Origin of the sequence: Pseudomonas peli (assembly GCF_050563605.1) — a bacterium.
Lineage (GTDB): Bacteria > Pseudomonadota > Gammaproteobacteria > Pseudomonadales > Pseudomonadaceae > Aquipseudomonas > Aquipseudomonas peli_A.
Genome location: NZ_JBNXUH010000007.1, coordinates 186,973 through 210,106, shown reverse-complemented (window position 1 = coordinate 210,106; position 23,134 = coordinate 186,973). Strand labels below are relative to the sequence as shown.

Annotated in this window: 19 protein-coding genes; 18 read left to right on the top strand and 1 reads right to left on the bottom strand. The window is 61.5% G+C overall.

All coding sequences use genetic code 11. The features are described from left to right. Window positions 1-5: 5 nt before the first annotated feature. Complete coding sequence (gene dauA / locus ACQ4LH_RS11005) at window positions 6-1,724, bottom strand: C4-dicarboxylic acid transporter DauA (RefSeq protein ID WP_430697208.1); 1,719 nt, start codon at window positions 1,722-1,724, stop codon at window positions 6-8. Between the two features lie 182 nt (window positions 1,725-1,906). Here dauA and ACQ4LH_RS11000 point away from each other — a divergent pair, with 182 nt between their 5' ends. The 18 genes from ACQ4LH_RS11000 to ACQ4LH_RS10915 all read left to right on the top strand — a co-directional run bounded on the left by ACQ4LH_RS11000 (window position 1,907) and on the right by ACQ4LH_RS10915 (window position 23,130). After that, window positions 1,907-2,194, top strand: a complete 288-nt coding sequence (locus ACQ4LH_RS11000; RefSeq protein WP_090251504.1) for a PA4642 family protein — start codon at window positions 1,907-1,909, stop codon at window positions 2,192-2,194. A gap of 275 nt (window positions 2,195-2,469) precedes the next feature. Continuing rightward, window positions 2,470-3,072 (top strand): TetR/AcrR family transcriptional regulator, encoded by a 603-nt coding sequence (locus ACQ4LH_RS10995; protein ID WP_430697207.1) that lies wholly within the window; start codon window positions 2,470-2,472, stop codon window positions 3,070-3,072. A gap of 36 nt (window positions 3,073-3,108) precedes the next feature. After that, the gene (locus ACQ4LH_RS10990; RefSeq protein WP_430697206.1) at window positions 3,109-4,218 is read left to right on the top strand and encodes an NADH:flavin oxidoreductase; all 1,110 of its coding nucleotides are present in this window, start codon (window positions 3,109-3,111) and stop codon (window positions 4,216-4,218) included. A 240-nt stretch (window positions 4,219-4,458) separates the two neighbouring features. Further along, on the top strand, window positions 4,459-5,406 hold the full coding sequence (locus ACQ4LH_RS10985; RefSeq protein ID WP_430697205.1) for an alpha/beta fold hydrolase: 948 nt from the start codon (window positions 4,459-4,461) through the stop codon (window positions 5,404-5,406). Between the two features lie 166 nt (window positions 5,407-5,572). Then, window positions 5,573-6,079 carry a TRAP transporter small permease subunit gene (locus tag ACQ4LH_RS10980; protein WP_430697204.1) on the top strand — a complete coding sequence of 169 codons (507 nt, stop codon included), beginning with the start codon at window positions 5,573-5,575 and terminating at the stop codon, window positions 6,077-6,079. Beyond that, a complete protein-coding gene (locus ACQ4LH_RS10975; protein WP_430697203.1) occupies window positions 6,079-7,404 on the top strand; it encodes a TRAP transporter large permease in 1,326 nt (441 codons plus the stop codon). Before ACQ4LH_RS10980 ends, ACQ4LH_RS10975 begins: the two co-directional genes overlap by 1 nt. Before the next feature lie 210 nt (window positions 7,405-7,614). Further along, window positions 7,615-8,664, top strand: a complete 1,050-nt coding sequence (locus ACQ4LH_RS10970; RefSeq protein ID WP_430697202.1) for a TRAP transporter substrate-binding protein — start codon at window positions 7,615-7,617, stop codon at window positions 8,662-8,664. Between the two features lie 282 nt (window positions 8,665-8,946). Further along, on the top strand, window positions 8,947-10,320 hold the full coding sequence (locus ACQ4LH_RS10965; protein WP_430697201.1) for a glutamine synthetase family protein: 1,374 nt from the start codon (window positions 8,947-8,949) through the stop codon (window positions 10,318-10,320). A 39-nt stretch (window positions 10,321-10,359) separates the two neighbouring features. Beyond that, window positions 10,360-11,748 carry an aldehyde dehydrogenase family protein gene (locus ACQ4LH_RS10960; protein ID WP_430697200.1) on the top strand — a complete coding sequence of 463 codons (1,389 nt, stop codon included), beginning with the start codon at window positions 10,360-10,362 and terminating at the stop codon, window positions 11,746-11,748. An 8-nt stretch (window positions 11,749-11,756) separates the two neighbouring features. After that, the gene (locus tag ACQ4LH_RS10955; RefSeq protein WP_430697199.1) at window positions 11,757-12,926 is read left to right on the top strand and encodes an iron-containing alcohol dehydrogenase; all 1,170 of its coding nucleotides are present in this window, start codon (window positions 11,757-11,759) and stop codon (window positions 12,924-12,926) included. A gap of 182 nt (window positions 12,927-13,108) precedes the next feature. After that, complete coding sequence (locus tag ACQ4LH_RS10950) at window positions 13,109-14,032, top strand: ABC transporter ATP-binding protein (RefSeq protein ID WP_430697198.1); 924 nt, start codon at window positions 13,109-13,111, stop codon at window positions 14,030-14,032. After that, window positions 14,029-14,763, top strand: coding sequence for an ABC transporter permease subunit (locus tag ACQ4LH_RS10945; RefSeq protein WP_430697197.1), 735 nt, complete (start codon window positions 14,029-14,031; stop codon window positions 14,761-14,763). The genes ACQ4LH_RS10950 and ACQ4LH_RS10945 overlap by 4 nt, the downstream gene beginning before the upstream one ends. Window positions 14,764-14,771: 8 nt before the next feature. Continuing rightward, a complete protein-coding gene (locus tag ACQ4LH_RS10940) occupies window positions 14,772-16,607 on the top strand; it encodes a GldG family protein (RefSeq protein WP_430697196.1) in 1,836 nt (611 codons plus the stop codon). 146 nt (window positions 16,608-16,753) lie between these two features. Continuing rightward, complete coding sequence (locus tag ACQ4LH_RS10935; protein ID WP_090251538.1) at window positions 16,754-16,942, top strand: 4-oxalocrotonate tautomerase; 189 nt, start codon at window positions 16,754-16,756, stop codon at window positions 16,940-16,942. 225 nt (window positions 16,943-17,167) lie between these two features. Next, a complete protein-coding gene (locus tag ACQ4LH_RS10930; protein ID WP_430697195.1) occupies window positions 17,168-17,377 on the top strand; it encodes a cold-shock protein in 210 nt (69 codons plus the stop codon). Between the two features lie 134 nt (window positions 17,378-17,511). Continuing rightward, window positions 17,512-21,564 (top strand): ATP-dependent RNA helicase HrpA, encoded by a 4,053-nt coding sequence (gene hrpA / locus ACQ4LH_RS10925; protein ID WP_430697194.1) that lies wholly within the window; start codon window positions 17,512-17,514, stop codon window positions 21,562-21,564. Between the two features lie 95 nt (window positions 21,565-21,659). Then, window positions 21,660-22,466 (top strand): substrate-binding periplasmic protein, encoded by an 807-nt coding sequence (locus ACQ4LH_RS10920; RefSeq protein WP_430697193.1) that lies wholly within the window; start codon window positions 21,660-21,662, stop codon window positions 22,464-22,466. Window positions 22,467-22,662: 196 nt separating this feature from the next. Next, window positions 22,663-23,130, top strand: coding sequence for a MarR family winged helix-turn-helix transcriptional regulator (locus ACQ4LH_RS10915; RefSeq protein ID WP_430697192.1), 468 nt, complete (start codon window positions 22,663-22,665; stop codon window positions 23,128-23,130). Window positions 23,131-23,134: the final 4 nt, after the last annotated feature.

Below are 23,134 nucleotides of genomic sequence, written 5' to 3'. Positions count from 1 at the left end.
TTTTTTCAGCTCTCCTGTAACCAGCGCAGAGCCTTTTCCCTGGCCTGGGCCAGGTCGCGAACATAGGCCAGCTGTCCTTCCACTCGCACTATCCCCGCGCGGCGCAATTGCAGGCGTACCTGGGCCGTCGGCCCGCTCAATATCAGTCCGACCTGCTGCTCGCGATAGTCGCGCAGCACATTGTCCAGCGCGGCGATGGCGGTCATGTCCAGCAGTGGTACGGCGCTGATATCGACGATCACCACCTTCACCCCTGGAGTAAACCGCCTGAGCACGCTCAGGGCCTTTTCCGCTGCGCCGAAGAACAGCGGCCCGCGAATCGCGTAGGCCAGCACATGTTCGGGCAGGTCATTAAGCGCCTGGTGAAAGTGCTTGGGCAGCGCTTCGGTATCGGTCAGATCGCTCATGCGCTTGATAAACAGCCCGGCGGCCAGCAGCAGGCCGACGCCCACAGCCAGCACCATATCGAACAACACGGTAAGAATCAGGCAGGTCAGCAGCACCAGCACATCACTGCGTGGGGCGATGCGCAGGGTGTGGTGCACATGCCGCGGCTCGCTCATGTTCCACGCCACCACCAGTAGCAAGGCCGCCAGCGCGGCCATCGGCAAGTAACTGAACAGGGGCGCGAGAAACAGGATGGCGATCAGCACCACGCCGGCGTGGGCAATCGCGGCCAGTGGCGAGTAAGCCCCGGCGCGCACGTTGGCGGCGCTACGGGCAATCGCGGCGGTTGCAGTGATACCGCCGAACAGCGGTGCTACTAGGTTGCCGATGCCCTGGCCGATCAACTCGCCATTGGGGTCGTGCTTGCTGCCGGTCATGCCATCGGCAACCACGGCGCAGAGCAGCGATTCAATCGCCCCGAGCATGGCAATGGCAAAGGCCGGTGCGAGCAGCTGACGGAATAGCTCGAAGCTCACCACCAGTGGCTGGCCATCGGCACCTGGCAAGTGCCAGGGCCAGATAAAGCTCGGCAGAAATGGCGGAATGCCTGGGTGCTCAACGCCATTCAGGCTGTAGCTGAAGCGCTCGCCAATGGTCGCCACGGGAATCTGCAGGCTTTCCAGCAGCAGCCCGAGCAATGCGCCGACCGTCAGTGCGACCAGGTGGCCTGGTATTTTCGGCACCCAGCGCGGCCAGATCAGCAGCGTCGCCAGGCATACCAGCGCCACCAGGCTGTCACCCAGTTGCAGGCTGGGCAGGGCATGCAGCAGGCCGTTGAGCTGTTCGATGTAGTTGTTCGGCTGACTGCTGAGCTGCAGGCCGAACAGGTCTTTGATCTGCAGCGTAGCGATGACAATGCCGATACCGGCGGTAAAGCCCAGCGTGACTGGGTAGGGGATAAATTCGATCAGCCGCCCGGCGCGCATCAGCCCGAGGGCAATCAGGATCAATCCGGCCATCAGCGTGCACAGCAGCAACCCGCCGAGGCCAAATTGCTGGGTGACCGGCAGCAGAATGACTACAAAGGCGGCGGTTGGCCCGGAGACGTTAAAGCGCGAGCCGCCAAACAGGGCTGTCAGCGTGCCGGCCACCAGCACCGTATACAGTCCATGCTGCGGTGCTACACCGACGGCAATCGCCAGGGCCATGGCCAGCGGAATGGCGATGATGCCCACCGTGACGCCGGCGCTCAGGTCGCTGCGCAGGTTTTTCCAGCCGTAGCCGGCGCGCAAGGTCTGGCGCCAGGCGGAGAACAGCGGCGGTAAGGGCAGCGACATAATGACTCCCAGGTGGCTGGGTGCAGTATAAGGGCTGCATGGTGAAGGCAGACTTGACCTAAGTCGGCTATTGCTCGTGGTCAGTGCGTGTTAGAAAGTTTGGCTGAGCTGCATCCGTTGAGCCCTTGTCACCCCGGAGGTACACTGCCGGCCCCGTGTGGCCTGGTTAGCTGGAGTGAACGATGCGTAAAGACAAGAAACAGGTGATTGGCGAAGAGATTGGTGACGAGCCGATCAAGCTGTTCCTCAGCGTAGAACCGGCCGATGCCACGCCGCCGTCGCTGCACAAGCTGGTCAAGGCCTACCGCGGCCTGCGTATCGATGATTTCGAGCGCTTTGTCGGCTTCTTCGTTGCCGCCGGCTACGACCTGAATGCCAAGGACGCCCAGGGCAATGACTTTATTGCGCTGATCCAGGATCAACGCTTTGCCGAACCCTATATCGAAGTGATCAAAGCCGCCCGCGGCTAAGAACCTGCCCAACGTCTGCTGCGCGTCGGCCCTGCTGCGTTAAAAGCAGGTTCGGAATGCTCATTTACAGCCAGTAAACTCCGCTTCCTCACCTGCTTTTGCCTTGCATGGCTCTAGCTCGCGAGACGTTGAGCAGGTTCTGCATCTTCCTCTCCCACAAAGCCGCGACCTGTTCGCGGCTTTGTCGTTTCTAAAACCCGCTCTGCTTCTTACTGATAATCACGCAAATCAATAGTGCTAGGCGGGGCGAGACGACCGGTCATATTCTTGCCGGCATGAATTCCAGCATCCGACTCGACAAGCGTGACCTGATCCTCGCCAAAGGCGCCGAGGTGATGACCCGTCGTGGTTATCACGGTGCCGGCGTGCAGGAAATCGTGCAGGCGGCGGGGGTGCCGAAAGGCTCCTTCTACCACTACTTCGCCAGCAAGGAAGACTTTGCCCTGCAGGCCTTGCAGCAGGTCTATCAGCCACGTCTGGCGCGTTATGCCGAAGCCCTCAGCAATTCGGCGCTAAGCCCGCGTGAGCGCATCCTTGGTTATTACGCTGAGCTGGTTGAGCACTTCGCTCGCCAGGAGCGTCTGGAATACCACTGCTTTATTGGCAGCCTGAGCTTCGAGATGGCCGAGCTGTCACCGACGCTGGGCGCGCAGGTCGATGCGATTCTGCAAGCCTCGGCGGACACCCTGCAGGTGTGCCTCGAACAGGCGCAGGCGGCCGGTGAACTGCCGGCCGATGAAGATTGCCGCAACCTGGCGAGCTTTATCGCCAATGCCTGGCAAGGTGCGCTGACCCGGCTCAAGGTGGCAAACAACACCCGCGCCCTGACGGACTTTATCCAACGCCTGCAGCTGTTGTTGCAGGCCTCCCCCCTTTAACCAGTTGCGGCGCTCTGGCCGCCCCGAGGAATGATGATGACCGATCCCGTTAAAGCGCTGTTCCAACCCTTTACCCTGGGCAACCTGGAGCTGCCGACCCGTGTGGTCATGGCGCCGATGACCCGTTCCTTCTCCCCGGGCGGCGTACCGAATAGCAAGGTCATCGAGTACTACCGTCGCCGCGCTGCTGCTGGCGTTGGCCTGATCGTCACCGAAGGCACCACCGTTGGCCACAAGGCATCCAACGGTTACCCGAACGTGCCGCGTTTCTACGGTGAAGACGCTCTGGCCGGCTGGAAAAAAGTGGTCGATGCAGTGCATGCCGAAGGCGGCAAGATCGTTCCGCAACTGTGGCACGTAGGCAATGTGCGCAAGCTGGGCACCGAGCCGGACGCCAGCGTCCCAGGCTACGGCCCGAGCGAGAAAATCAAAGAAGGCAACGTGGTTGTGCACGGCATGACCCAGGACGACATCAAGGAAGTGATCGCTGCCTTCGCCCAAGCCGCCAAAGATGCCAAAGCCATCGGCATGGACGGCGTGGAAATTCACGGTGCCCACGGCTATCTGGTCGACCAGTTCTTCTGGGCCGGCAGCAACCAGCGCACCGACGAATACGGCGGTGACCTGGCGCAGCGTTCGCGCTTTGCCATCGAACTGATCCAGGCCGTGCGCGCCGCAGTCGGCCCGGAGTTCCCGATCATCTTCCGCTTCTCGCAGTGGAAGCAGCAGGACTACAGCGCCCGTCTGGTGGAAACCCCGGAAGCCCTGGAAGCCTTCCTCAAGCCGCTGAGCGATGCTGGCGTGGACATCTTCCACTGCTCGACCCGCCGCTTCTGGGAGCCGGAGTTCGACGGCTCCGAGCTGAACCTGGCTGGCTGGACGCGCAAGCTGACTGGCAAGCCAACCATCACCGTCGGCAGCGTCGGCCTGGATGGCGAGTTCCTCCAGTTTATGGTCAACACCGACAAGGTGGCTCAGCCGGCCAGCCTGGAAAACCTGCTGGAGCGCCTGAACAAGCAGGAGTTCGACCTGGTTGCCGTAGGCCGCGCGCTGCTGGTCGATCCGGATTGGGCGGTAAAAGTACGCGATGGCCGCGAGCAGGACATTCTGCCGTTTAGTCGTGATGCGCTGACTAGCCTGGTTTAAAACCCGTTTTATCGTGTGCGCCGCAAAACGGCGCAACACTCCTCAAGCCCCGGCACATCGGGGCTTTTTTTCGTCTGCATATCGGCCTGCTTGTAGGAGCGGGGGGACGCCTAGTTCAATGCCCGCTAAGCCCTTATCGCGGCCATGGACCGCTCCTGCAACCGTGTGGTGCACGACGGTCACAGGCAAGCTGCGCGTCGTTGACTAGTATTGCCAGTGCCCCGCCATTAGGTACCGACTATGAAGCGTGTTGTGCAGATCGCCGTATCCCTTGTCCTGCTGTTGCTTATCAGCCTGGCCGCAGCGGTGGCCTGGAACTGGGCGCCGGATCGCCCCCTGGCGGACCTCAAACCGCGTTGGGCCTTGCCACCGTCACAGTTTCTCGCCATCGACGGTATGCTCGTACACCTGCGTGATCAGGGCCCGCGGGATGATCCTGCGCCGATTGTGCTGCTGCATGGCACCTCGGCCAGCCTGCACACCTGGGAAGGCTGGGTGGCGGCGTTGCAGACTAAGCGTCGGGTGATCAGTCTCGATCTACCGGGTTTCGGCCTGACCGGGCCTTTCCCCGATGGCGACTACCGCATGGCCCACTACAGCGCCTTCCTCGGCCATGTGCTGGACCAGTTGCAGGTGCCGCGCGCGGTGGTGGCGGGCAACAGTTTTGGCGGGCAACTGGCCTGGCAATTTGCCCTGGACCATCCGCAGCGGGTCGAACGATTGGTGCTGGTGGACGCTGCCGGTTACCCACGCAATGCCACGTCTATCCCCATTGGCTTTCGCCTGGCGCAGATCCCCGCGTTGGCGCCGTTGATGGCCAACGTGCTGCCACGACAAATGATCGAGGCGAGTATCCGTAACGTCTATGGCGACCCGAGCAAGGTCAGCGATGATCTGATTGATCGCTACTACGAGCTGACACTGCGCGCCGGTAATCGCGAAGCCTTGCGCCAGCGTTTTATTCAGGTCGACGCGGGGCAGAGCCACAGCCGCATCGCCGAGCTCAAGGTGCCGACGCTGATTATCTGGGGCGGCCGCGATGAGTTGATTCCGCCGGTCAATGCCGAGCGTTTCAAGCGCGATATCAAGGGCAGCCGTCTGGTGCTGTTTGACGACCTGGGCCATGTGCCCCAAGAAGAGGGCCCTGCACGCACCGTGGCGGTGCTGATAGGCTTTCTAGAGGGCTAGCCGGGGTATACGGCAGCTTTTTGCCCTGCACTAAGCTGCTGATATTTCGAGAGAGATTGCCTGCGTAAAAGAGCTGGCGTGCTTTGTGCTAACGCACTTTGCGCTGATTGGCTTTGGCCAATCTTGGTCTAGGCTCTCGGAATAACAATTATTCGGCAGGTGCAGTATGCCCAAGGCCATCAGGCTGTTTGTGCACGCAGTGGAGGCGCTTAACCGCGTTGTCGGGCGCTTCGCCATGTACCTGATCTTCGCCATTCTCGGCGTGCTGCTGTACTCCTCAATCAGCAAGACCTTCTTTATGCCAGCCGCCTGGACGCTGGAGTCGGCGCAGTTTTTGATGGTCGCCTACTTCCTGCTTGGCGGTGCCTATTCCATGCAGCTTGATGCCCATGTGCGCATGGACCTGTTCTACAGCCGCTGGTCGCCACGGGCCCGCGCGATCATCGATGCGATCACCATCGGCTTTCTGATTTTCTACCTGGTGTTTTTGCTTTACGGCGGTATTTCCTCGACCCAGTACGCCCTTGAATACAGCGAAACCAGCTACTCGGCCTGGTCGCCCCCCATGGCTCCGATCAAGATCATCATGTGCATCGGCATCGCCCTGATGCTGCTGCAGGCCATCGCTACCCTGTTCAAGGACATCGCCGCCGCGCGGGGGGAACCGCTGTAATGGATTACGAGCTGATAGCCCTGCTGATGTTCTCCTCGATGATGTTGCTGCTGCTTACCGGCAAGCGGGTATTTGGCGCGATCGGCTTTGTCGCGGTGGCGGCAGCGCTGATGTTGTGGGGCGATGGCGGTTCGGAAATGGCCTTCAGCGCGGCCATGAAACTGATGAAGTGGTACCCGCTGCTGACCCTGCCGCTGTTCGTGTTTATGGGTTACATGCTCTCCGAGTCGGGGCTGGCCGAAGACCTCTACAAAATGTTCCACGTCTGGATGGGCCCGCTGCATGGCGGCTTGGCCATCGGCACCATCGGCCTGATGGTGGCGATCTCGGCGATGAATGGCCTGAGCGTGGCCGGCATGGCCATCGGCGCCAGCATCGCCTTGCCGGAACTGCTGCGTCGTGGCTACGACAAGATCATGGTCACCGGGGTGATTCAGGCCGGCAGCTCCCTGGGTATCCTGATTCCGCCGAGCGTGGTGCTGGTGCTGTACGGCATGATCGCCCGCCAGCCGGTCGGCCAGCTGTGGCTGGCCGGGGTGTTTCCCGGTCTGCTGATGGCGGGGCTGTTTATCTTCTATATCGCCATACGTTGCCGCTTGCAGCCTGAGCTGGGGCCGGCGTTGTCCGAGGAAGAGCGTGGGCAGATCAGCCGACGCGAGAAGCTGCTGCTACTCAAGGCTGGCATTGCGCCGTTGTTTATCTTCTTCTGCATGACCGGACTGTTTCTGATGGGTATCACCAGCCTGGTGGAAAGCTCGGCGGTGGGCGCTGCGGCGGCCACCCTGATGGCATTGGTCAAGGGTCGTTTGACCCGCAGCGTGATGGAAGAAACCCTGCGCAAGACGCTCGGCATCAGCTGCATGTTTATGTGGATCATCCTCGCTGCGCTGTGTTTCGGTGCGGTGTTCGACGGTCTCGGCGCGGTCAAGGCAATTGAAGCGTTCTTTCTCGATAGCCTCGGCCTGGGGCCATGGCAGGTGCTGATCCTGATGCAGCTGTCGTTCATCCTCATGGGCATGTTCCTCGATGACACCGCCATGCTGGTGATCGTCGCGCCTCTCTATATTCCGCTGGTCGGTGCGCTGGGCTTCGACCTGGTCTGGTATGGCGTGCTCTACACCATCACCTGCCAGATCGCCTATATGACGCCGCCCTTCGGCTACAACCTGTTCCTGATGCGCGCCATGGCTCCGCCGGAAGTCTCGCTGCGTGACATCTACGTTTCGGTTACCCCATTCGTGCTGATCATGGTCCTGGCGCTGGTGCTGGTCATGGTCTTCCCGCAGATCGCCCTGTGGCTGCCGCAGTGGCATTACGGCGGGTGAGCACATGAATTTCAGCAGTAGGCCAGTGCAGTCGTATCTGTAGAAGCCAGTGAGGATTGCCGCGGCGCAGTGCCGCTTATGCCGTACGCAATCCTCAAGGGCTTTTTAGCAATCAGGTGCAGGTCGCCCCTCTGAAAACCCTGCCAGCGCCCCGTGGGCCAGGCAGTGCGGTTGTATGCCATCTGAATCTACAAGTCTGGAGATAACAGCATGAGTACGAGACGCAGTTTTCTGAAAACCGCCGCGGTGGCCACCGGGGCAGCAGGGGCAACGGCACTAGGCCCGGCGCATATCTACGCCGCCGAGCCGAAGAAAATCGTTTGGCGCCTGCAGACCTATGCCGGCGCGGCCCTGGGCGAACATGTGATCAAACCGTCCATCGATGCCTTCAACAAGGCTGCCAATGGCGAGATGGAAATCCAGCTGTATTACGCCGACCAACTGGTGCCTACCGGCGAGCTGTTTCGCGCCATGCAGAAGGGCACTATCGATGCGGTGCAAAGCGATGACGACTCCATCGCCGCACCCGTGGATATCTCGGTGTTTGGCGGCTACTTCCCGTTCGCCACCCGCTACAGCCTGGATATCCCGGTGCTGTTCAATCAGTACGGCCTCAATGAAATCTGGGCCGAGGCCTATGGCGAAGTCAAAGGCGTGACCTGGCTCGGTGCCGGCGCCTGGGACCCTTGCCACTTCGCCACGGTCGAGCCGATCACCAAGCTTGAACAGCTCAAGGGCAAGCGCATTTTCACCTTCCCTACGGCCGGCAAGTTCCTCACCCGCTTTGGCGTGATCCCGGTAACCCTGCCTTGGGAAGATGTCGAGGTGGCGATCCAGACCGGCGAGCTGGATGGCATTGCCTGGTCCGGCATCACCGAGGACTACACCGTCGGCTGGGCCAACGTGACCAAATACTTCCTTACCAACAACATCTCCGGCGCCTGGTGCGGTTCCTACTTCGCCAATTCGGACAAATGGGCCGAGGTGCCCGAGCACCTGAAAACCCTGTTCAAACTGTGCATGGACAGCTCCAACTACTACCGCCAGCACTGGTACTGGGGTGGTGAAGCGCAACTACGGGTCGAAGGCGGAAAGCTGCAACTGACATCCATCCCGGCCGAGGAGTGGGCCACGGTGGAAGCCGAGGCGCTGAAGTTCTGGGACGAAATCGCCAAAACCAGCCCACGTTGCGCTCGTGTGGTGGAAATCTTCAAGAAGTACAACGCCCTCATGGCCAAGGCTGGCGCGCCTTATCGTTGATCGCGTCGATCCGCCTGCAAAACCACGCCCGCGCCGCAAGGTGCGGGCGTTTTGCTGTGTGCAGCGCAGCGGCTGCGGCAGGCAGCAGATATTTCCCGGATCAGCCAGCCAACTCCTCAATCCTGTACCACACTGAACAAGCTTTTTGCCGGGTGTTCTAACAGGCGTGGGTGGTAGTCAGGGCGCGTTGTGCGGTTGTTGTGGGGATGCGCTTGATACTCTGTTGTTGCCTGCAGGACTGACACCGGATGTCGGCCATAACAACAAGAGACAGGTGCATTTATGCTCAATCCGCGAGACGTGAAAACCGTTCTGGATGCCAAGCGCATTGTCGAGGAACGCGGCCTTAGCCATATCAAGGTTGGGGTGTTCGATAACGATGGGGTGATGCGTGGCAAATACCTCAGCCGCAGCAAGTTCTTTTCTGCTCTCGACAGCGGCTTTGCCTTCTGCGATGTGGTGCTCGGCTGGGACGTGAAGGACCAGCTCTACGACAACGCTCAATACACCGGCTGGCACACCGGCTACCCGGATGCTCCCGTGCGGGTTTTGCCACACACCTGCCGAGATCTACCCTTCGAAAACGGCATGCTGCTGTTTATCTGCGAGTTTGCCGAGGCGGCCGAGAAGGTCTGCCCACGCGGCACCCTGCGCCGGGTGATTGAGCGCTGCAAGGCCATGGGCTTTGATGCTTTTGCGGCGCTGGAATATGAATTCTTTATGTTCGATGAAACCCCGGAGTCGGCCCGCGAGAAGGGTTTTCGCAATCTCAAACCGTTCACTCCGGACTGGTTTGGCTACTCGATGATTCGCAACTCGGTGCATGCCGAGCTGTACCACGAGATCCTGGAAATGGCCGAGCGCATGGACTTTCCCATCGAAGGCCTGCACACCGAAACCGGCCCTGGCGTGCTGGAGGCGGCGATTGCCTATGACCGCGCCGAAGCCGCAGCCGACAAGGGCGCGCTGTTCAAAACCTTTATGAAGGTACTGGCCCAGCGCAACGGCCTGATGGCCACCTTTATGGCCAAGTGGTCGGGCAAGTACCCGGGGCAGAGCGGGCATATCCATGTGTCCCTGCGCGATCTGGCCAGCGGCAAATCGGCGTTCTATGACCCGAGCCAGGCGCACAATATGAGCAAGATTCAGCGCCACTTTCTCGCCGGTCAGCAGCGCCTGATGCCGGAATTTCTGTGCATGGTCGCGCCGACGCTGAACAGCTACCGCCGGCTGATCCCCGGTTTCTGGGCTCCCACCGATGCCACCTGGGGCGTGGAAAACCGCACCGCCGCGCTGCGGGTAATCCCCGGCAGTGATAAATCCCAGCGCCAGGAATATCGCCTGGGTGCGGCCGATGGCAATCCGTTTCTGGCTCTGTCGGTGGCCCTCGGCTCCGGTCTGTATGGCGTGATGCAGCAGTGGGAGCCGACCGAGCCGGTGGTGGGCAATGCCTACGCGATGAAGCACCCCGAGGAGCTGGCCCTGCCGCGCACCCTGTGGGATGCGGCCCAGCGCCTGAAGGCCTCGACGGCGGCGCGGGAGTTGTTTGGCGATGAGTTTGTCGAGCACTTCGCCGCCAGCCGCGAGTGGGAAGAGCGCGAATACCGCCGGCATGTCAGCGACTGGGAATTGGATCGCTACTTCGAAATTATCTAGCGCGCAGCCCCGGCTGATTGGGCTTATGGAGTTTCTTCAATGAGCAAACTGCAATGCATTTCACCCATCGATGGCTCGGTGTATGTCGAACGCCATTTGGCCTCCAACCCGGAAATTCAGGTGGCGCTGGTCAAGGCCGAACTGGCGCAGCAGGCCTGGAAGAACACCCCGCTGGCCGAGCGCATCGCCATCGGCCGCAAGGCGATTGCCGCCTTCGCCGCCAAGGAAACTCAGCTGGCTGAAGAGCTGTGCTGGATGATGGGCCGGCCGATCCGCTATGCCGCAGGCGAAGTGCGCGGCTTTGTCGAGCGCGCCAGCTATATGGCGGATATCGCCGAACAGGCCCTGGCGGATATCCAGGTGCCGGAAAAGCCCGGGTTTATTCGCTTTATCCGCCGTGAACCGCTGGGCGTGGCGCTGGTGATCGCACCGTGGAATTACCCCTACCTGACGGCAGTGAATGCGGTGATGCCTGCGCTACTGGCCGGCAATGCGGTGCTGCTCAAGCATTCAGCGCAAACTCCGCTTTGCGCCGAGCGTATGGTCGAAGCTTTCAGTGAAGCTGGCTTGCCGGACGGGGTTTTCCAGTATTTGCACCTGAGCCACGGTGAAACCGAGGCGCTGATTCAGGCCCCGACCATCGCCCATGTGGCCTTCACCGGTTCGGTACCCGGCGGCACCATGGTCGAACGGGTAGCGGTGGGGCGCTTTCTCAGCATCGGTCTGGAACTGGGCGGTAAGGATCCGGCTTATGTACGGGCTGATGCCGATCTGGCCCACGCGGTGGAAACCACAATCGATGGGGCGTTCTTCAACTCCGGGCAATCGTGTTGCGGCATCGAACGCATCTATGTGCACGAATCGCTGTATGACGCCTTCGTCGAGCAGGCGGTGGCACTGGTGAAACAGTACAAGCTCGGCCGCTCCGATGACCCGGATACCACCCTCGGCCCACTGGTACGTGCCGAGGCTGCGGATTTTGTCCGTGGGCAGATTCACGATGCCGTCGAGCAGGGCGCCATCGCCCATCTGGTGCCGGCCGACTTTGCCATGGACCATCCCGGCTCGCAGTACCTGGCGCCGCAGGTGCTGACCAACGTGCACCACGGCATGCGGGTGATGACCGAGGAATCCTTCGGCCCGGTGGTGGGCATCCAGAAGGTCAAGGATGACGAAGAAGCCCTGGCGCTGATGAATGACAGCGAGTTCGGCCTGACTGCCGCGATCTTCAGTCGTGATGTCGACGCTGCCATGGCCCTGGCCGATCGGGTGGAGGCGGGCACGGTGTTTCTCAACCGCTGTGACTACCTTGACCCGGCACTGGCCTGGACCGGGGTGAAGAACTCCGGACGCGGTTGCACCCTGTCCAGTGTCGGCTTCGAGCATGTCACCCGGCCGAAATCCTTCCATTTCAAGACTCAGTTGTGAGGCGCGCCATGGACCTGAATCACTACCGCATGAACTGGAATTACCCGACTTCGGTGCGCGTCGGCGTTGGCCGTATCAGCGAGCTTCCGGCGGCTTGCCGGCAACTGGGCATGAGCGCACCGCTGTTGGTCACCGACCCTGGCCTGGCTGCCTTGCCAATGATCGACCGTGCGCTGCTGCACTGCCGCGATGATGGCCTCAAGGCTGGCTTGTTCCACGGTATCAAGGGCAACCCCACCGGGCAGAACGTGATGGATGGGGTGGCCGCATTCAAGGCCGGCGCACATGACGGAGTGATCGCCTTTGGCGGCGGCTCGGCGCTGGATGCCGGAAAGGCCATCGCCCTGATGGTCGGCCAGGATCGGCCGTTGTGGGATTTCGAGGACATCGGCGACAACTGCAACCGCGTCAATGTTGCCGGCATGGCCCCGGTGGTGGCGGTACCAACCACCGCTGGCACCGGTTCGGAAGTGGGGCGCGCCTCGGTGATCACCGACGACGACGCGCATATCAAACGCATCATCTTTCACGCGCGCATGTTGCCGGCGCTGGTGATCCTCGACCCTGAGCTGACTGTCGGCCTGCCGGCCAAGATTACCGCTGCCACCGGCATGGATGCGCTGTCGCATAACCTGGAGGCGTTCTGCTCACCGCTGTTCCACCCCATGGCCGAGGGCATTGCCCTGGAAGGCATGCACCTAGTGCAGCAGTATCTGCCGCGTGCGGTGGCGCAGGGCAGTGATGTGGAAGCGCGATTACAGATGCTGGTGGCCTCGAGCATGGGCGCCACTGCATTCCAGCGCGGCCTCGGCGCCATGCATGCCCTGGCCCATCCGCTCGGCGCGCTGTACGACGCGCACCATGGCCTGCTCAATGCAGTGCTGATGCCTTACGTGCTGGTGGCCAACCGTGAGCGCATCGAGCCGCAGATGGAGAAAATGGCGCGCTACCTGAACCTGGCCAAACCCGGTTTCAGCGGCGTACTGGAGTGGGTGATGGCGCTGCGTGAACAGGTCGGTATCCCGCACAGCCTGGGCGAGATCGGCATTGATGACCGGCGTATCGAACAGGTCGGGCAGATGGCTGCGGTCGATCCCTCCGCCGGCACCAATCCAATTGCCTTTACGGCTGCGCAATATAGCCAGCTGTTCGAGAAAGCCTTGCGCGGCACCCTCTAATCGCTTGCCTTGCCAGCGTTGCTCGCTTGGGCGAGCAGCGCTGTAGCGAACAGATACATGACCTGACGGTTCTTGGCTTGCGCTGCCTGCGCGTGACTCCTTATAGTCCGCCGGCACTTAAGCGCCCGGCTTGCGTCAGTACCGGCTGCAAGCAGGGCCTGTTACCGCAATGGTGAGAGGCCATGATCGAAATAAAAAACCTAACCAAGCGTTTTGCGCAGCACACCGCGGTGGACGACCTGTCCTTCAGCGTTCAGCCCGGTGAAGTGCTGGGCTTTCTCGGCCCCAACGGTGCCGGCAAATCCACCACCATGAAGATGCTCACCGGCTTTCTTGCGCCGACGTCCGGCAGCGCCAGCATCCTTGGTTTCGATATCCAGAAAGACACCCTCAAGGCCCAGCGGCAGATCGGTTATTTGCCCGAAGGCGCGCCGTGCTACGGCGATATGACGGTGCGTGGCTTCCTCGAATTTATTGCGGAGGTGCGCGGCTTCAAGGGTGCCGAGAAGCGTGAGCGGGTGGCCAAGGCGGTCGCTCAGGTCGAGCTGGAAGGCGTGCTGGAACAGTCGATCGAGACGCTGTCGAAGGGATTTAAGCGCCGTGTCGGCCTGGCCCAGGCGATTCTGCATGACCCCAAGGTGCTGATCCTCGACGAGCCCACCGATGGCCTCGATCCGAACCAGAAGCACCAGGTGCGCAAGCTGATCCAGAGCCTGGCTTACGACAAGATCGTGATCATTTCCACCCACATTCTTGAAGAAGTCTCGGCGGTGTGCACCCGCGCGGTGGTGATTGCCCACGGCAAGTTGCTGGCCGATGGCACGCCGCTGGAGCTGGAAAGCCGTTCGCGTTATCACCAGGCCGTCACCCTGGTGGCTGCCGAGCCGCTTGATCAGGCCGCGTTGGCTGCCTTGCCGGGCGTTGCCGGGGTGGAAGAAAACGCCCTGGAACACAGCCTGAGCATCCTGGCTAAGCCGGGCGAGGTGATCTTCCCGCAGGTCAATGCGCTGATCGCCGCGCGTGGCTGGAAGGTCAAGGAGTTGAATGTCGAACGCGGTCGGCTGGACGAAGTGTTCCGCAGCCTGACCCGTGGGGAGGTGGTATGAGTCAGTTGTCGGTGATCTTCAAGCGCGAGCTGGCGAGCTACTTCGCCACGCCGCTGGCTTACGTATTTATCCTGATCTTTCTGGTGCTGTCCGGGGTGTTCACCTTCTACCTTGGCGGCTTCTTCGAGAGCGGCCAGGCCAACCTGTCGCCGTTCTTCAATTTCCATCCCTGGCTGTATCTGTTTCTGGTGCCGGCGATTGCCATGCGCCTGTGGGCCGAGGAGCGCAAGAGCGGCACCATCGAGCTGCTGATGACCCTGCCAATCACCCGTTTCGACGCGGTCACTGGCAAGTTCCTCGCCGCCTGGGCCTTTGCCGGCCTGGCGCTGCTGCTGACTTTCCCGATGATCATCACCGTCAACTACCTGGGTGAGCCGGACAACGGCGCGATCATCACCGGTTATATCGGCAGCTGGCTGCTGGCCGGCGCTTATCTGGCGATTGGCTCGTGCATGTCGGCGCTGGCGAAGAATCAGGTGATCGCCTTTATCCTCGCGGTCAGCGTGTGCTTTCTGTTTATCGTCAGCGGCTTCCCCATGGTGCTCGACGGTTTCAGTGGCTGGGCGCCGCAATGGCTGGTGGATGCCGTGGCTTCGCTGAGCTTCCTGACCCGTTTCGATGCGATCAGCAAGGGCGTGATCGACCTGCGCGATCTGCTGTATTTCCTCACCCTGATCGCCGCCTGGTTGGCTGCGACGGCGGTGGTTATCGACTTGAAGAAAGCTGACTGAGGCCGCCCATGAAAAAGCTGATGGTTTCCAGCGCCGGGCTTGCACTCATTGCCCTGGCGTTTCTCGCCTTCAACCTGTTCTCCAGCGTCAGCCTCAGTGGCGTACGGCTGGATCTGACCGAGCAGAAGCTCTACACCCTCTCAAGCGGCACCGAGCAGATTCTTGCCGAGCTGGACGAGCCGGTGGAGCTGAACTTCTTCTACTCCGACACCGCGACCAAGGACCTGCCGGCGCTGCGCACCTACGCCAAGCGCGTCGAGGAAATGCTTAAGGCTTATCAGCGCGAGGCCGGTGACAAGCTCAAGCTGACGATCATCGACCCGGCACCGTTCTCTGAGGACGAAGACAAGGCTGCCGAGTTCGGTCTGCAGGGCATTCCGCTGCAGCAGGGCGGCGACTCGATCTACTTCGGCCTGGCCGGCAAGAACGCCGAGGGCTTGACCCAAGTGATCCCGTTCTTCGCCCTGGATCAGGAAGAGTTCCTCGAATACGAACTCAGCCGTCTGGTGCAAAGCCTGGCCAAACCAGAGCGGCCGGTGGTCGGTGTGCTCGCCGGTCTGCAGGTCAACGGTGGTTTCGACATGGCCGCGCGCCAGCCGACGCCGGCCTGGATGCTGATCGAGGAAATTCGTCAGCTGTTCCAGATCGAAAGCCTCAAGCGCGATGTTGACCTGATCCCTGAGAACGTCTCGGTACTGCTGCTGATTCATCCCAAGCAGCTGCCCGAGCAGACCCTGTACGCGATTGACCAGTTCGTCCTGCGCGGCGGCAAGTTGCTGACCTTTGTCGACCCGTTCAGCGAGGCCGATACCCAGGCCGAAATGCCCGGCGAGATGGTGGTCGACAAGGCCTCCGACCTGCCGGAACTGTTCAAGGCCTGGGGCCTGCGCATGGTGCCGGATCAGGTGCTGGGCGACGGCTCGTATGCCATGTCGGTGAGCATGGGCGAGGGCCAGCGCCCTGTGCGCCACGCCGCCTGGCTGACGCTGCCGAAGCGTGCCCTGGATGCTGAGGACATCAGCACCGCCTCGCTGGAAACCGTCACGGTGGCCACCGCCGGCATACTGGAGCCCCTGGAAGGCGCGAAAACCCAGTTCACTCCGCTTATTCGCAGCTCGCAGTACGCCATGCCGTTTGATGCCAAACGCTTCGGCATGCTGGCCAACCCGGAAGAGCTGATCCGCGAGCTGGAACCTACCGGCGAGCGCTACACCCTGGCGGCGCGTATCAGCGGCCCGGCGCAGTCGGCCTTCCCGGATGGCATCGAAGGGCAGAAGGATGGCCTCAAGCAGGCTGACAATATCAACGTGATCGTCGTCGCCGACACCGACATGCTCACCGACCGCATGTGGGTGCAGGTGCAGGACTTCTTCGGTCAGCGTATTCCGCAGCCCTGGGCGGATAACGCCGGTTTTGCGATCAACGCCCTGGACAACCTGGCCGGCTCCGAAGCGCTGATCAGCGTGCGTTCGCGCGGTCGCTTTACCCGTCCGTTCGAGGTGGTGGACGCCATTCAGCGTGAAGCCGAGGTCAAGTTCCGCGAGAAGGAACAGACTCTGCAAACCCAGCTGGCCGACACCGAGCAGAAACTCGCGGCCCTGCAGCAGAGCGACGATCCGAGCAAAGCCCTGGAGCTGACCCCCGAGCAGCAGGCCGCGGTGCAGCAGTTTGTGCAGCAGAAACTGGCGATCCGCAAGGAACTGCGCGATGTGCGTTACCAGCTGAATGCCGATATCGAGGCCCTGGGCAGCAAGCTCAAGTTCCTCAATATTGCCCTGGTACCGCTGGTGCTGACCCTCGGCGTGATGGCGCTGTGGCTGTGGCGTCGCCGCAAGCACGGCTGATCCCGCCTGTACCTGCAAAGGGCCGCTTGATGCGGCCCTTTGTTTTTCTGTCGTCCCGGTCAGATAATGCCCGCGCGCAAATGCGCCAAGCGGATCGCCGTGACCGATCTAACCAGTCCTGTTCCACTGTTTTGAGGATTAACTAGATGCCTACCCTCCTGGTCAAAATATTCGAAGGCCGCAGCGATGAGATCAAACGTGAGTACGCCAAAGCCCTGACCGATGCCTCGACCAAAGTGCTTGGCTGCGATGCCAGCGCGGTTGATGTGATCTTCGAGGAAGTGAAAAAGGGCGACTGGGCCACCGGTGGCGTGATGTGGTCTGAGCGCGACTAGCGCTGAGCCGGGGATGGGTTATCCGTTGCACGGTAAGCCCATCCTGTTGCCTGCTTTCTTCTCCGTAAATATCGCTGCATAGCTTGTCCTGTATGGCCTGTAACCTGCCGGCAAAAAGTCCTTTTCAGTCATAAGCGCTATTTTATACTCGGCCTTCGGTGATGGCCGGGCACTCGCCTGCAGGCTGCGCCAAACAATAAAAACTGCACGCTGGAGATACAGGTAATGGCTGAGCGCGAGACAGGCACCGTCAAGTGGTTCAATGATTCCAAGGGCTATGGCTTTATTCAGCGCGAGAGCGGCGCGGATGTATTCGTGCATTTCCGCGCCATCCGTGGCGAAGGCCATCGCACCCTGCTCGAAGGACAGAAGGTCGAGTACACGGTAACCCAGGGGCAGAAAGGCCTGCAGGCCGATGATGTTTCCGCGGTTTAAACCTTTGCTCTGAGCAAAGAGCCCATCGTCGATGGGCTTTTTGCTTTGTGCCCCTCGGTCGTTTTCCCCCGGTCAAATCTGCGACAATCGCCACCCTCCTGCTCTTCCCCTTGACCCCACCCCGCGATTACCCGATGACCGAAGCCACGCCCGCCGTTGACCAACTGCTGAAAAACCTCGACCAGACGCTGCTCGGCGACCGTCATCGCCTGCGCCGTCAGTTGCATGAATTGCGCAAGCAGAGCCCGGTGGACGAGGCCAAGCTGGCGCAGTGGCTGGAGCGCTTCGAGGCGTCCCGCGCCAAGGTTGAGGCGCGCCGGCTGAGCGTGCCGCCGATGCGTTACGACGATGCGCTGCCGATTGCCGCCAAGCGCGACGAGATCAAGACTGCCATCAGCAAACATCAGGTGGTGGTGATCGCCGGGGAAACCGGTTCGGGCAAGACCACTCAGCTGCCGAAGATCTGCCTGGAGCTGGGCCGTGGCGTACATGGCCTGATCGGCCACACCCAGCCACGGCGCCTCGCCGCGCGCAGCGTGGCCACTCGGGTTGCCGAGGAAATTGGCACGCCGCTGGGCGAGCTGGTCGGCTATCAGGTGCGTTTCGAGGATCAGAGCAACGAGCGCAGCCTGATCAAGCTGATGACCGACGGCATCCTGCTGGCCGAGACTCAGCACGACCGCTACCTGGAAAAGTACGACACCATCATCGTCGACGAGGCCCACGAGCGCAGCCTGAATATCGACTTCCTCCTGGGCTTTCTGAAGACCTTGCTGGTGCGCCGCCCTGATCTCAAGCTGATCATTACTTCGGCGACCATCGACCTGCAGCGCTTCTCAGAACATTTCGATGGTGCGCCGATTGTCGAAGTGTCCGGGCGCACCTTCCCGGTGGACACCTGGTACCGGCCGCTGACCGCCGAGCAGGATGAAGACGGCAACCGCGTCGAGGAAGACCTCTCTGTCGATCAGGCGCTTCTCGCCACCCTCGATGAAATCAGCGCCTTCGAGAAGGCCGAGGGCAAGCGCCCCGGCGACGTGTTGGTTTTTCTCCCCGGCGAGCGCGAAATTCGCGACGCCGCCGAAGTGCTGCGCAAGGCCAACCTGCGCCTGACCGAAGTGCTGCCGCTGTATGCGCGGCTGACCCCGGCCGAGCAGCAGAAGATTTTTGCGCCCATGGGCGCACGCAAGATCGTCCTGGCTACCAACGTCGCCGAGACCTCGCTGACCGTGCCGGGCATCCGCTATGTTATCGACAGCGGTACGGCGCGAATCAGCCGTTACAGCTACCGCGCCAAGGTGCAGCGCCTGCCCATCGAAGCCGTGTCTCAGGCCAGCGCCAACCAGCGCAAGGGCCGTTGCGGGCGGGTCGAGCCGGGCATCTGCATTCGCCTGTACAGCGAGGAAGATTTCAACGGTCGCCCGGCCTTTACCGACCCGGAAATCCTCCGTACCAACCTGGCGGCGGTGATCCTGCAGATGCTCCATCTGCGTCTCGGCGAGATCGAGGCCTTCCCCTTTATCGAGCCGCCGGATGGCAAGGCCATCAGCGATGGCTTCAACCTGCTGCAGGAGCTCTCGGCGGTTAACCGCGAAGGTCAGCTGACGCCGTTGGGTCGTCAGTTGGCGCGCCTGCCGGTGGACCCGCGTTTGGGTCGTATGGTGCTGGAAGGGGCCAAGCAGGGCAGCCTGGAAGAAATCCTGATTATCGCCAGCGCCTTGTCGGTGCAGGATGTGCGCGAACGCCCGTCCGACCGCCAGCAGGCCGCCGACCAGGCCCATGCGCAGTGGAAGGATGTGGATTCCGACTTTGCTGCGCTTATCAACCTGTGGCGCGGCTTCGAAGAGCAGCGCCAGGAACTGGGCTCCAGCGCGCTGCGCAGCTGGTGCCGCAAGAACTTCCTTAACTATTTACGTCTTCGCGAGTGGAGGGATGCGCATCGCCAGCTGGTGCTGATTACCCGTGATCTACAACTGTCGCCGGGCAACAGCGTGAAGGGTAGGAGCGAGCTTGCTCGCGATCCGGTTGCTCAGGCAAATAAGTCATCAAGTCCTACAAATGATCGCCAGCAAGCTGGCTCCTACAAGGAGAAGGAACTGGCCGACAAGGACGAAGCCGCCCAACGCGCCAAAGGCTACGCCGCCGTGCACAAGGCGATTCTCGCCGGCCTGCTGAGCCAGATCGGCCAGAAGACCGAAGACGGCGACTACCTCGGCGCCCGTCAGCGGCGCTTCTGGGTGCACCCGTCCTCGGTGATTGGCCGCAAGAAGCCCAGCTGGCTGATGGCCGCCGAGCTGGTGGAAACCACCAAGCTGTTTGCGCGCATGGTGGCCAAGATTGAGCCGGACTGGATCGAGCCGCTGGCCGGCCACCTGATCAAGAAAAACCACCTGGAACCGCACTGGGAGAAGAAACGCGGCCAGGTGGTGGCCTTCGAGCAGATCAGCCTCTACGGCCTGATCGTGGTCGGTCGCCGCCCGGTGCATTTCGGCCCCATCGAGCCGGTGGTCTGCCGCGAGCTGTTTATCCGCGAAGGTCTGGTCGGTGGCGAAATCAACTCGCGCGCCAAGTGCCTGACCGCTAACCGCCTGCTGTTGGAAAAGCTCGACGAGCTGGAAGCCAAGGCGCGCCGGCGCGACATTCTTGCCGACGATGAAACCCTGTTCGCCTACTATGAGGCGCGCCTGCCGGCGGATATCTACCAAAGCGCGACCTTCGACAGCTGGTACAAGACCGAAAGCGCGAAGAACCACCAGTTGCTGATCATGCGCGAAGAGGACGTGCTCGCCCGCGATGCCAAGGAAGTCACCGCCGCGCAGTACCCGGACAGTCTTCGTCTGGGTGAGCTGACCCTGCCGCTGAGTTATCACTTCGAGCCCAATCACCCGCGTGACGGCGTCACCCTGCGCGTACCCGCGCCGTTGTTGCCGCAACTGCCGCCCGAGCGCCTGGAATGGCTGGTGCCGGGTCTGCTGGAGGCCAAATGCATGGCCCTGGTGCGTGGCCTGCCCAAGGCGCTGCGCAAGAACTTTGTGCCGGTACCGGATTTTGTCGGCGCCGCCCTGGGCAAGATCAGTTTTGCCGACGGCAGCCTGCCCGAAGCTCTGGGTCGCGAGCTGACGCGGATGACCGGTACGCGGGTCAGCGAGGAAGCCTGGACCGAATCCGCGGCCCAGATCGAAAGCCACCTGCGGATGAATATCGAGGTGGTCGACAACCAGGGCAAACCTCTCGGTGAAGGCCGCGACTTGGCCGAGCTGACTGCACGCTTTAGCGAGGCAACCCAAGCCGGTCTGGCCCTGCCGAAAACCGCCAAGAGCCAGCAGCCGGTGGAGGCCAAGGCCTTTAGCGAAGTGGCGGCGAAGACCCAGCAGCAGGTCGCTGGGTTGTCCATGACGGTATACCCGGCGCTGGTGGAAGAGGCCGGCGTGGTCAAGGAAGGGCGCTTCCCGACTTTGGCCGAAGCCGAGTTCCAACATCGCCGTGCCTTGCAGCGCTTGCTGCTGCAGCAGCTGGCCGAGCAAGCCAAGTTTCTGCGCGGCAAGTTGCCGGGGCTAACTGAGCTGGCGCTGCTCTATCGAGACATGGGCCGGGTCGATGCCCTGGTCGAAGACATTCTGCTGGCCAGTCTCGACAGCTGCATCCTTGAAGGTAGCGAGCCGCTGCCGCGTGACGGTGCTGGCCTTGCCGCCCTGGCCGAACGCAAGCGTGGCGACTGGACTGGCGAGGCGGAACGCCTGGCCAGGCTGACGCTGGAAATTCTCAAGCTGTGGCACGGTCTGCAGAAACGCTTCAAAGGCAAGATCGATCTGGCCCAGGCCATGGCGCTGAATGACATCAAGCTGCAGTTGAGCAACCTGGTGTATCCCGGTTTTGTTCGCGAAACCCCGGCGCAGTGGCTGAAGGAAGTGCCGCGTTATCTCAAGGCCATCGAGCAGCGCCTGGACAAGATCGCCGGCCAGGTGCAGCGCGACCGTGTATGGAGCGGCGAGCTGGCGGGCTACTGGGAGCAGTACCAGGCGCGCCTGGGCAAACACAGCCAGGAAGGCAAGCGCGACCCGCAGCTTGCTCTGTATCGTTGGCTGCTGGAGGAATACCGCGTGTCGCTGTTCGCTCAGCAACTGGGCACCAAGCTGCCGGTGTCGGATAAGCGCCTGAGCAAGCAGTGGAGTAGCGTCGAGGGGTAAGCGAGCCACGCTGTATTGGCGCGGCTCGCCGGCTTGCTTGATCGAGGAACAGTACTGCTAGACTCAGCTGAGATCCCATCGAGCCAGCGTGAGTGATGACCTTGATTGCAGTCGATGTACGCCGCTCGCCTTTACCGCGCCACCGCTTATTGCTTGCCCTGTTGCTGCTGGCCTGCGTGCCCTGCCTGGCGCTAGCTGCGTGCGAGAAGACCCTGCGCTGGGACGATGATCCGCCCTTCAGCATGCAGGCGGACGATGGCGCGGTGGTCGGTATCGACGTTGAAATCAACCGCGCGGCGCTGGCCCGCCTGGGCTGCCAGATCAAGTTGCGCAAGTTGCCCTGGGCGCGGGCGCTTAAGGAGCTGGAACTGGGCCGGCTGGACATTCTGCCCGGCGCCTTTCGCCGTCCAGAGCGTGAGGCCTATGCGCATTTCTCCGGCCCGGTTTTACCGCCGTCGCGCAATATCCTATTTATGCACCCGCAAGCCATGCAGCGCTGGCCAGCCACGCGGCTACTGGAGTTGCAGCACACCGAGTTTCGCCTGGGCGCGCAGATCAACGTGGCCTACGGCACGGACTATGAGCAACTGATGAGTGATCCGGCTTTTGCCGCGCGGGTGTCGATGGTGGCCAATCGCAGCAATCTCTGGCGCATGGTCGGTAAGGGCCGTATCGATGGCGTGATTGCCGACGAAAACACCGGCGCCTACGAAATCCAGCAACTCGGTCTCAGCGACCGAATTAAGCCCACGGCTGTGGTGGTGTCCAGTGATGCGGCGGAAGTGGCCATCAGCAAACGCTCGACCGAGTCCGATTTTGTTCAGGCCTATTCCGATGCGCTGCGCGAGTTGGTGGTGGATGGGAGTTATGAGCGGATTGTGCAGCGCTATGTAAAGCCGTAGTCGCGACCGCAGCATCCCCTATAGAAGGCCTATGGCCGCGATGCAGTTGCTCTGGGTTCTCTCGTTCTTGCATCTATTGGCCTACGCGAAGCCTGCGTTGCAGGAGCAGCCGATCTCTTTCCTGGCGGGACTCTTCATTGAGTTGACATCAGGTTTCCCTGGAAACTAGTATTGCTTTGTTTCCAGGGAAACCAATATGAAAAAAATACCACCACTCACTGTCAGCCCGCTGGATGCCCACCTTGGTTTCTGGCTGCGTTTTGTTTCCAACCAGGTATCCGGTCGTTTTGAAAAGCAGCTGGAGCAGCACGACATCACCCTGTCCGAGTGGGTTGCCATGCGCACGCTGTATGAGCGTACGGAAACCACCCATGCAGAGTTGATTGCTGCGCTGGGAATGACCAAAGGGGCCGCCTCGAAGGTGGTTACCAAGCTGCAAAGCAAAGGGCTGGCCGAGCGACCTCTAGCCGAAGACCGCGCCAGGGAGCAGCGCCTGTTGCTGACCGCCGCGGGCAATCGCCTGGTACCCAAGCTCGCGGCGTTGGCAGATGAGAATGACCAGATGTTCTTTGGCCACCTAAACGACGCCCAGCGCGAAGAGTTGATGTCCCTGATGAAGGACATCGTGCAACGTCAGAACCTCAAACAAGTCCCGATTAACTAAGCAC

Coding starts and splice junctions, on each gene's coding strand:
- dauA (WP_430697208.1), bottom strand. CDS start 1,724: ATGTCGCTGCCCTTACCGCCGCTGTTCTCCGCCTGGCGCCAGACCTTG.
- ACQ4LH_RS11000 (WP_090251504.1), top strand. CDS start 1,907: ATGCGTAAAGACAAGAAACAGGTGATTGGCGAAGAGATTGGTGACGAG.
- ACQ4LH_RS10995 (WP_430697207.1), top strand. CDS start 2,470: ATGAATTCCAGCATCCGACTCGACAAGCGTGACCTGATCCTCGCCAAA.
- ACQ4LH_RS10990 (WP_430697206.1), top strand. CDS start 3,109: ATGACCGATCCCGTTAAAGCGCTGTTCCAACCCTTTACCCTGGGCAAC.
- ACQ4LH_RS10985 (WP_430697205.1), top strand. CDS start 4,459: ATGAAGCGTGTTGTGCAGATCGCCGTATCCCTTGTCCTGCTGTTGCTT.
- ACQ4LH_RS10980 (WP_430697204.1), top strand. CDS start 5,573: ATGCCCAAGGCCATCAGGCTGTTTGTGCACGCAGTGGAGGCGCTTAAC.
- ACQ4LH_RS10975 (WP_430697203.1), top strand. CDS start 6,079: ATGGATTACGAGCTGATAGCCCTGCTGATGTTCTCCTCGATGATGTTG.
- ACQ4LH_RS10970 (WP_430697202.1), top strand. CDS start 7,615: ATGAGTACGAGACGCAGTTTTCTGAAAACCGCCGCGGTGGCCACCGGG.
- ACQ4LH_RS10965 (WP_430697201.1), top strand. CDS start 8,947: ATGCTCAATCCGCGAGACGTGAAAACCGTTCTGGATGCCAAGCGCATT.
- ACQ4LH_RS10960 (WP_430697200.1), top strand. CDS start 10,360: ATGAGCAAACTGCAATGCATTTCACCCATCGATGGCTCGGTGTATGTC.
- ACQ4LH_RS10955 (WP_430697199.1), top strand. CDS start 11,757: ATGGACCTGAATCACTACCGCATGAACTGGAATTACCCGACTTCGGTG.
- ACQ4LH_RS10950 (WP_430697198.1), top strand. CDS start 13,109: ATGATCGAAATAAAAAACCTAACCAAGCGTTTTGCGCAGCACACCGCG.
- ACQ4LH_RS10945 (WP_430697197.1), top strand. CDS start 14,029: ATGAGTCAGTTGTCGGTGATCTTCAAGCGCGAGCTGGCGAGCTACTTC.
- ACQ4LH_RS10940 (WP_430697196.1), top strand. CDS start 14,772: ATGAAAAAGCTGATGGTTTCCAGCGCCGGGCTTGCACTCATTGCCCTG.
- ACQ4LH_RS10935 (WP_090251538.1), top strand. CDS start 16,754: ATGCCTACCCTCCTGGTCAAAATATTCGAAGGCCGCAGCGATGAGATC.
- ACQ4LH_RS10930 (WP_430697195.1), top strand. CDS start 17,168: ATGGCTGAGCGCGAGACAGGCACCGTCAAGTGGTTCAATGATTCCAAG.
- hrpA (WP_430697194.1), top strand. CDS start 17,512: ATGACCGAAGCCACGCCCGCCGTTGACCAACTGCTGAAAAACCTCGAC.
- ACQ4LH_RS10920 (WP_430697193.1), top strand. CDS start 21,660: ATGACCTTGATTGCAGTCGATGTACGCCGCTCGCCTTTACCGCGCCAC.
- ACQ4LH_RS10915 (WP_430697192.1), top strand. CDS start 22,663: ATGAAAAAAATACCACCACTCACTGTCAGCCCGCTGGATGCCCACCTT.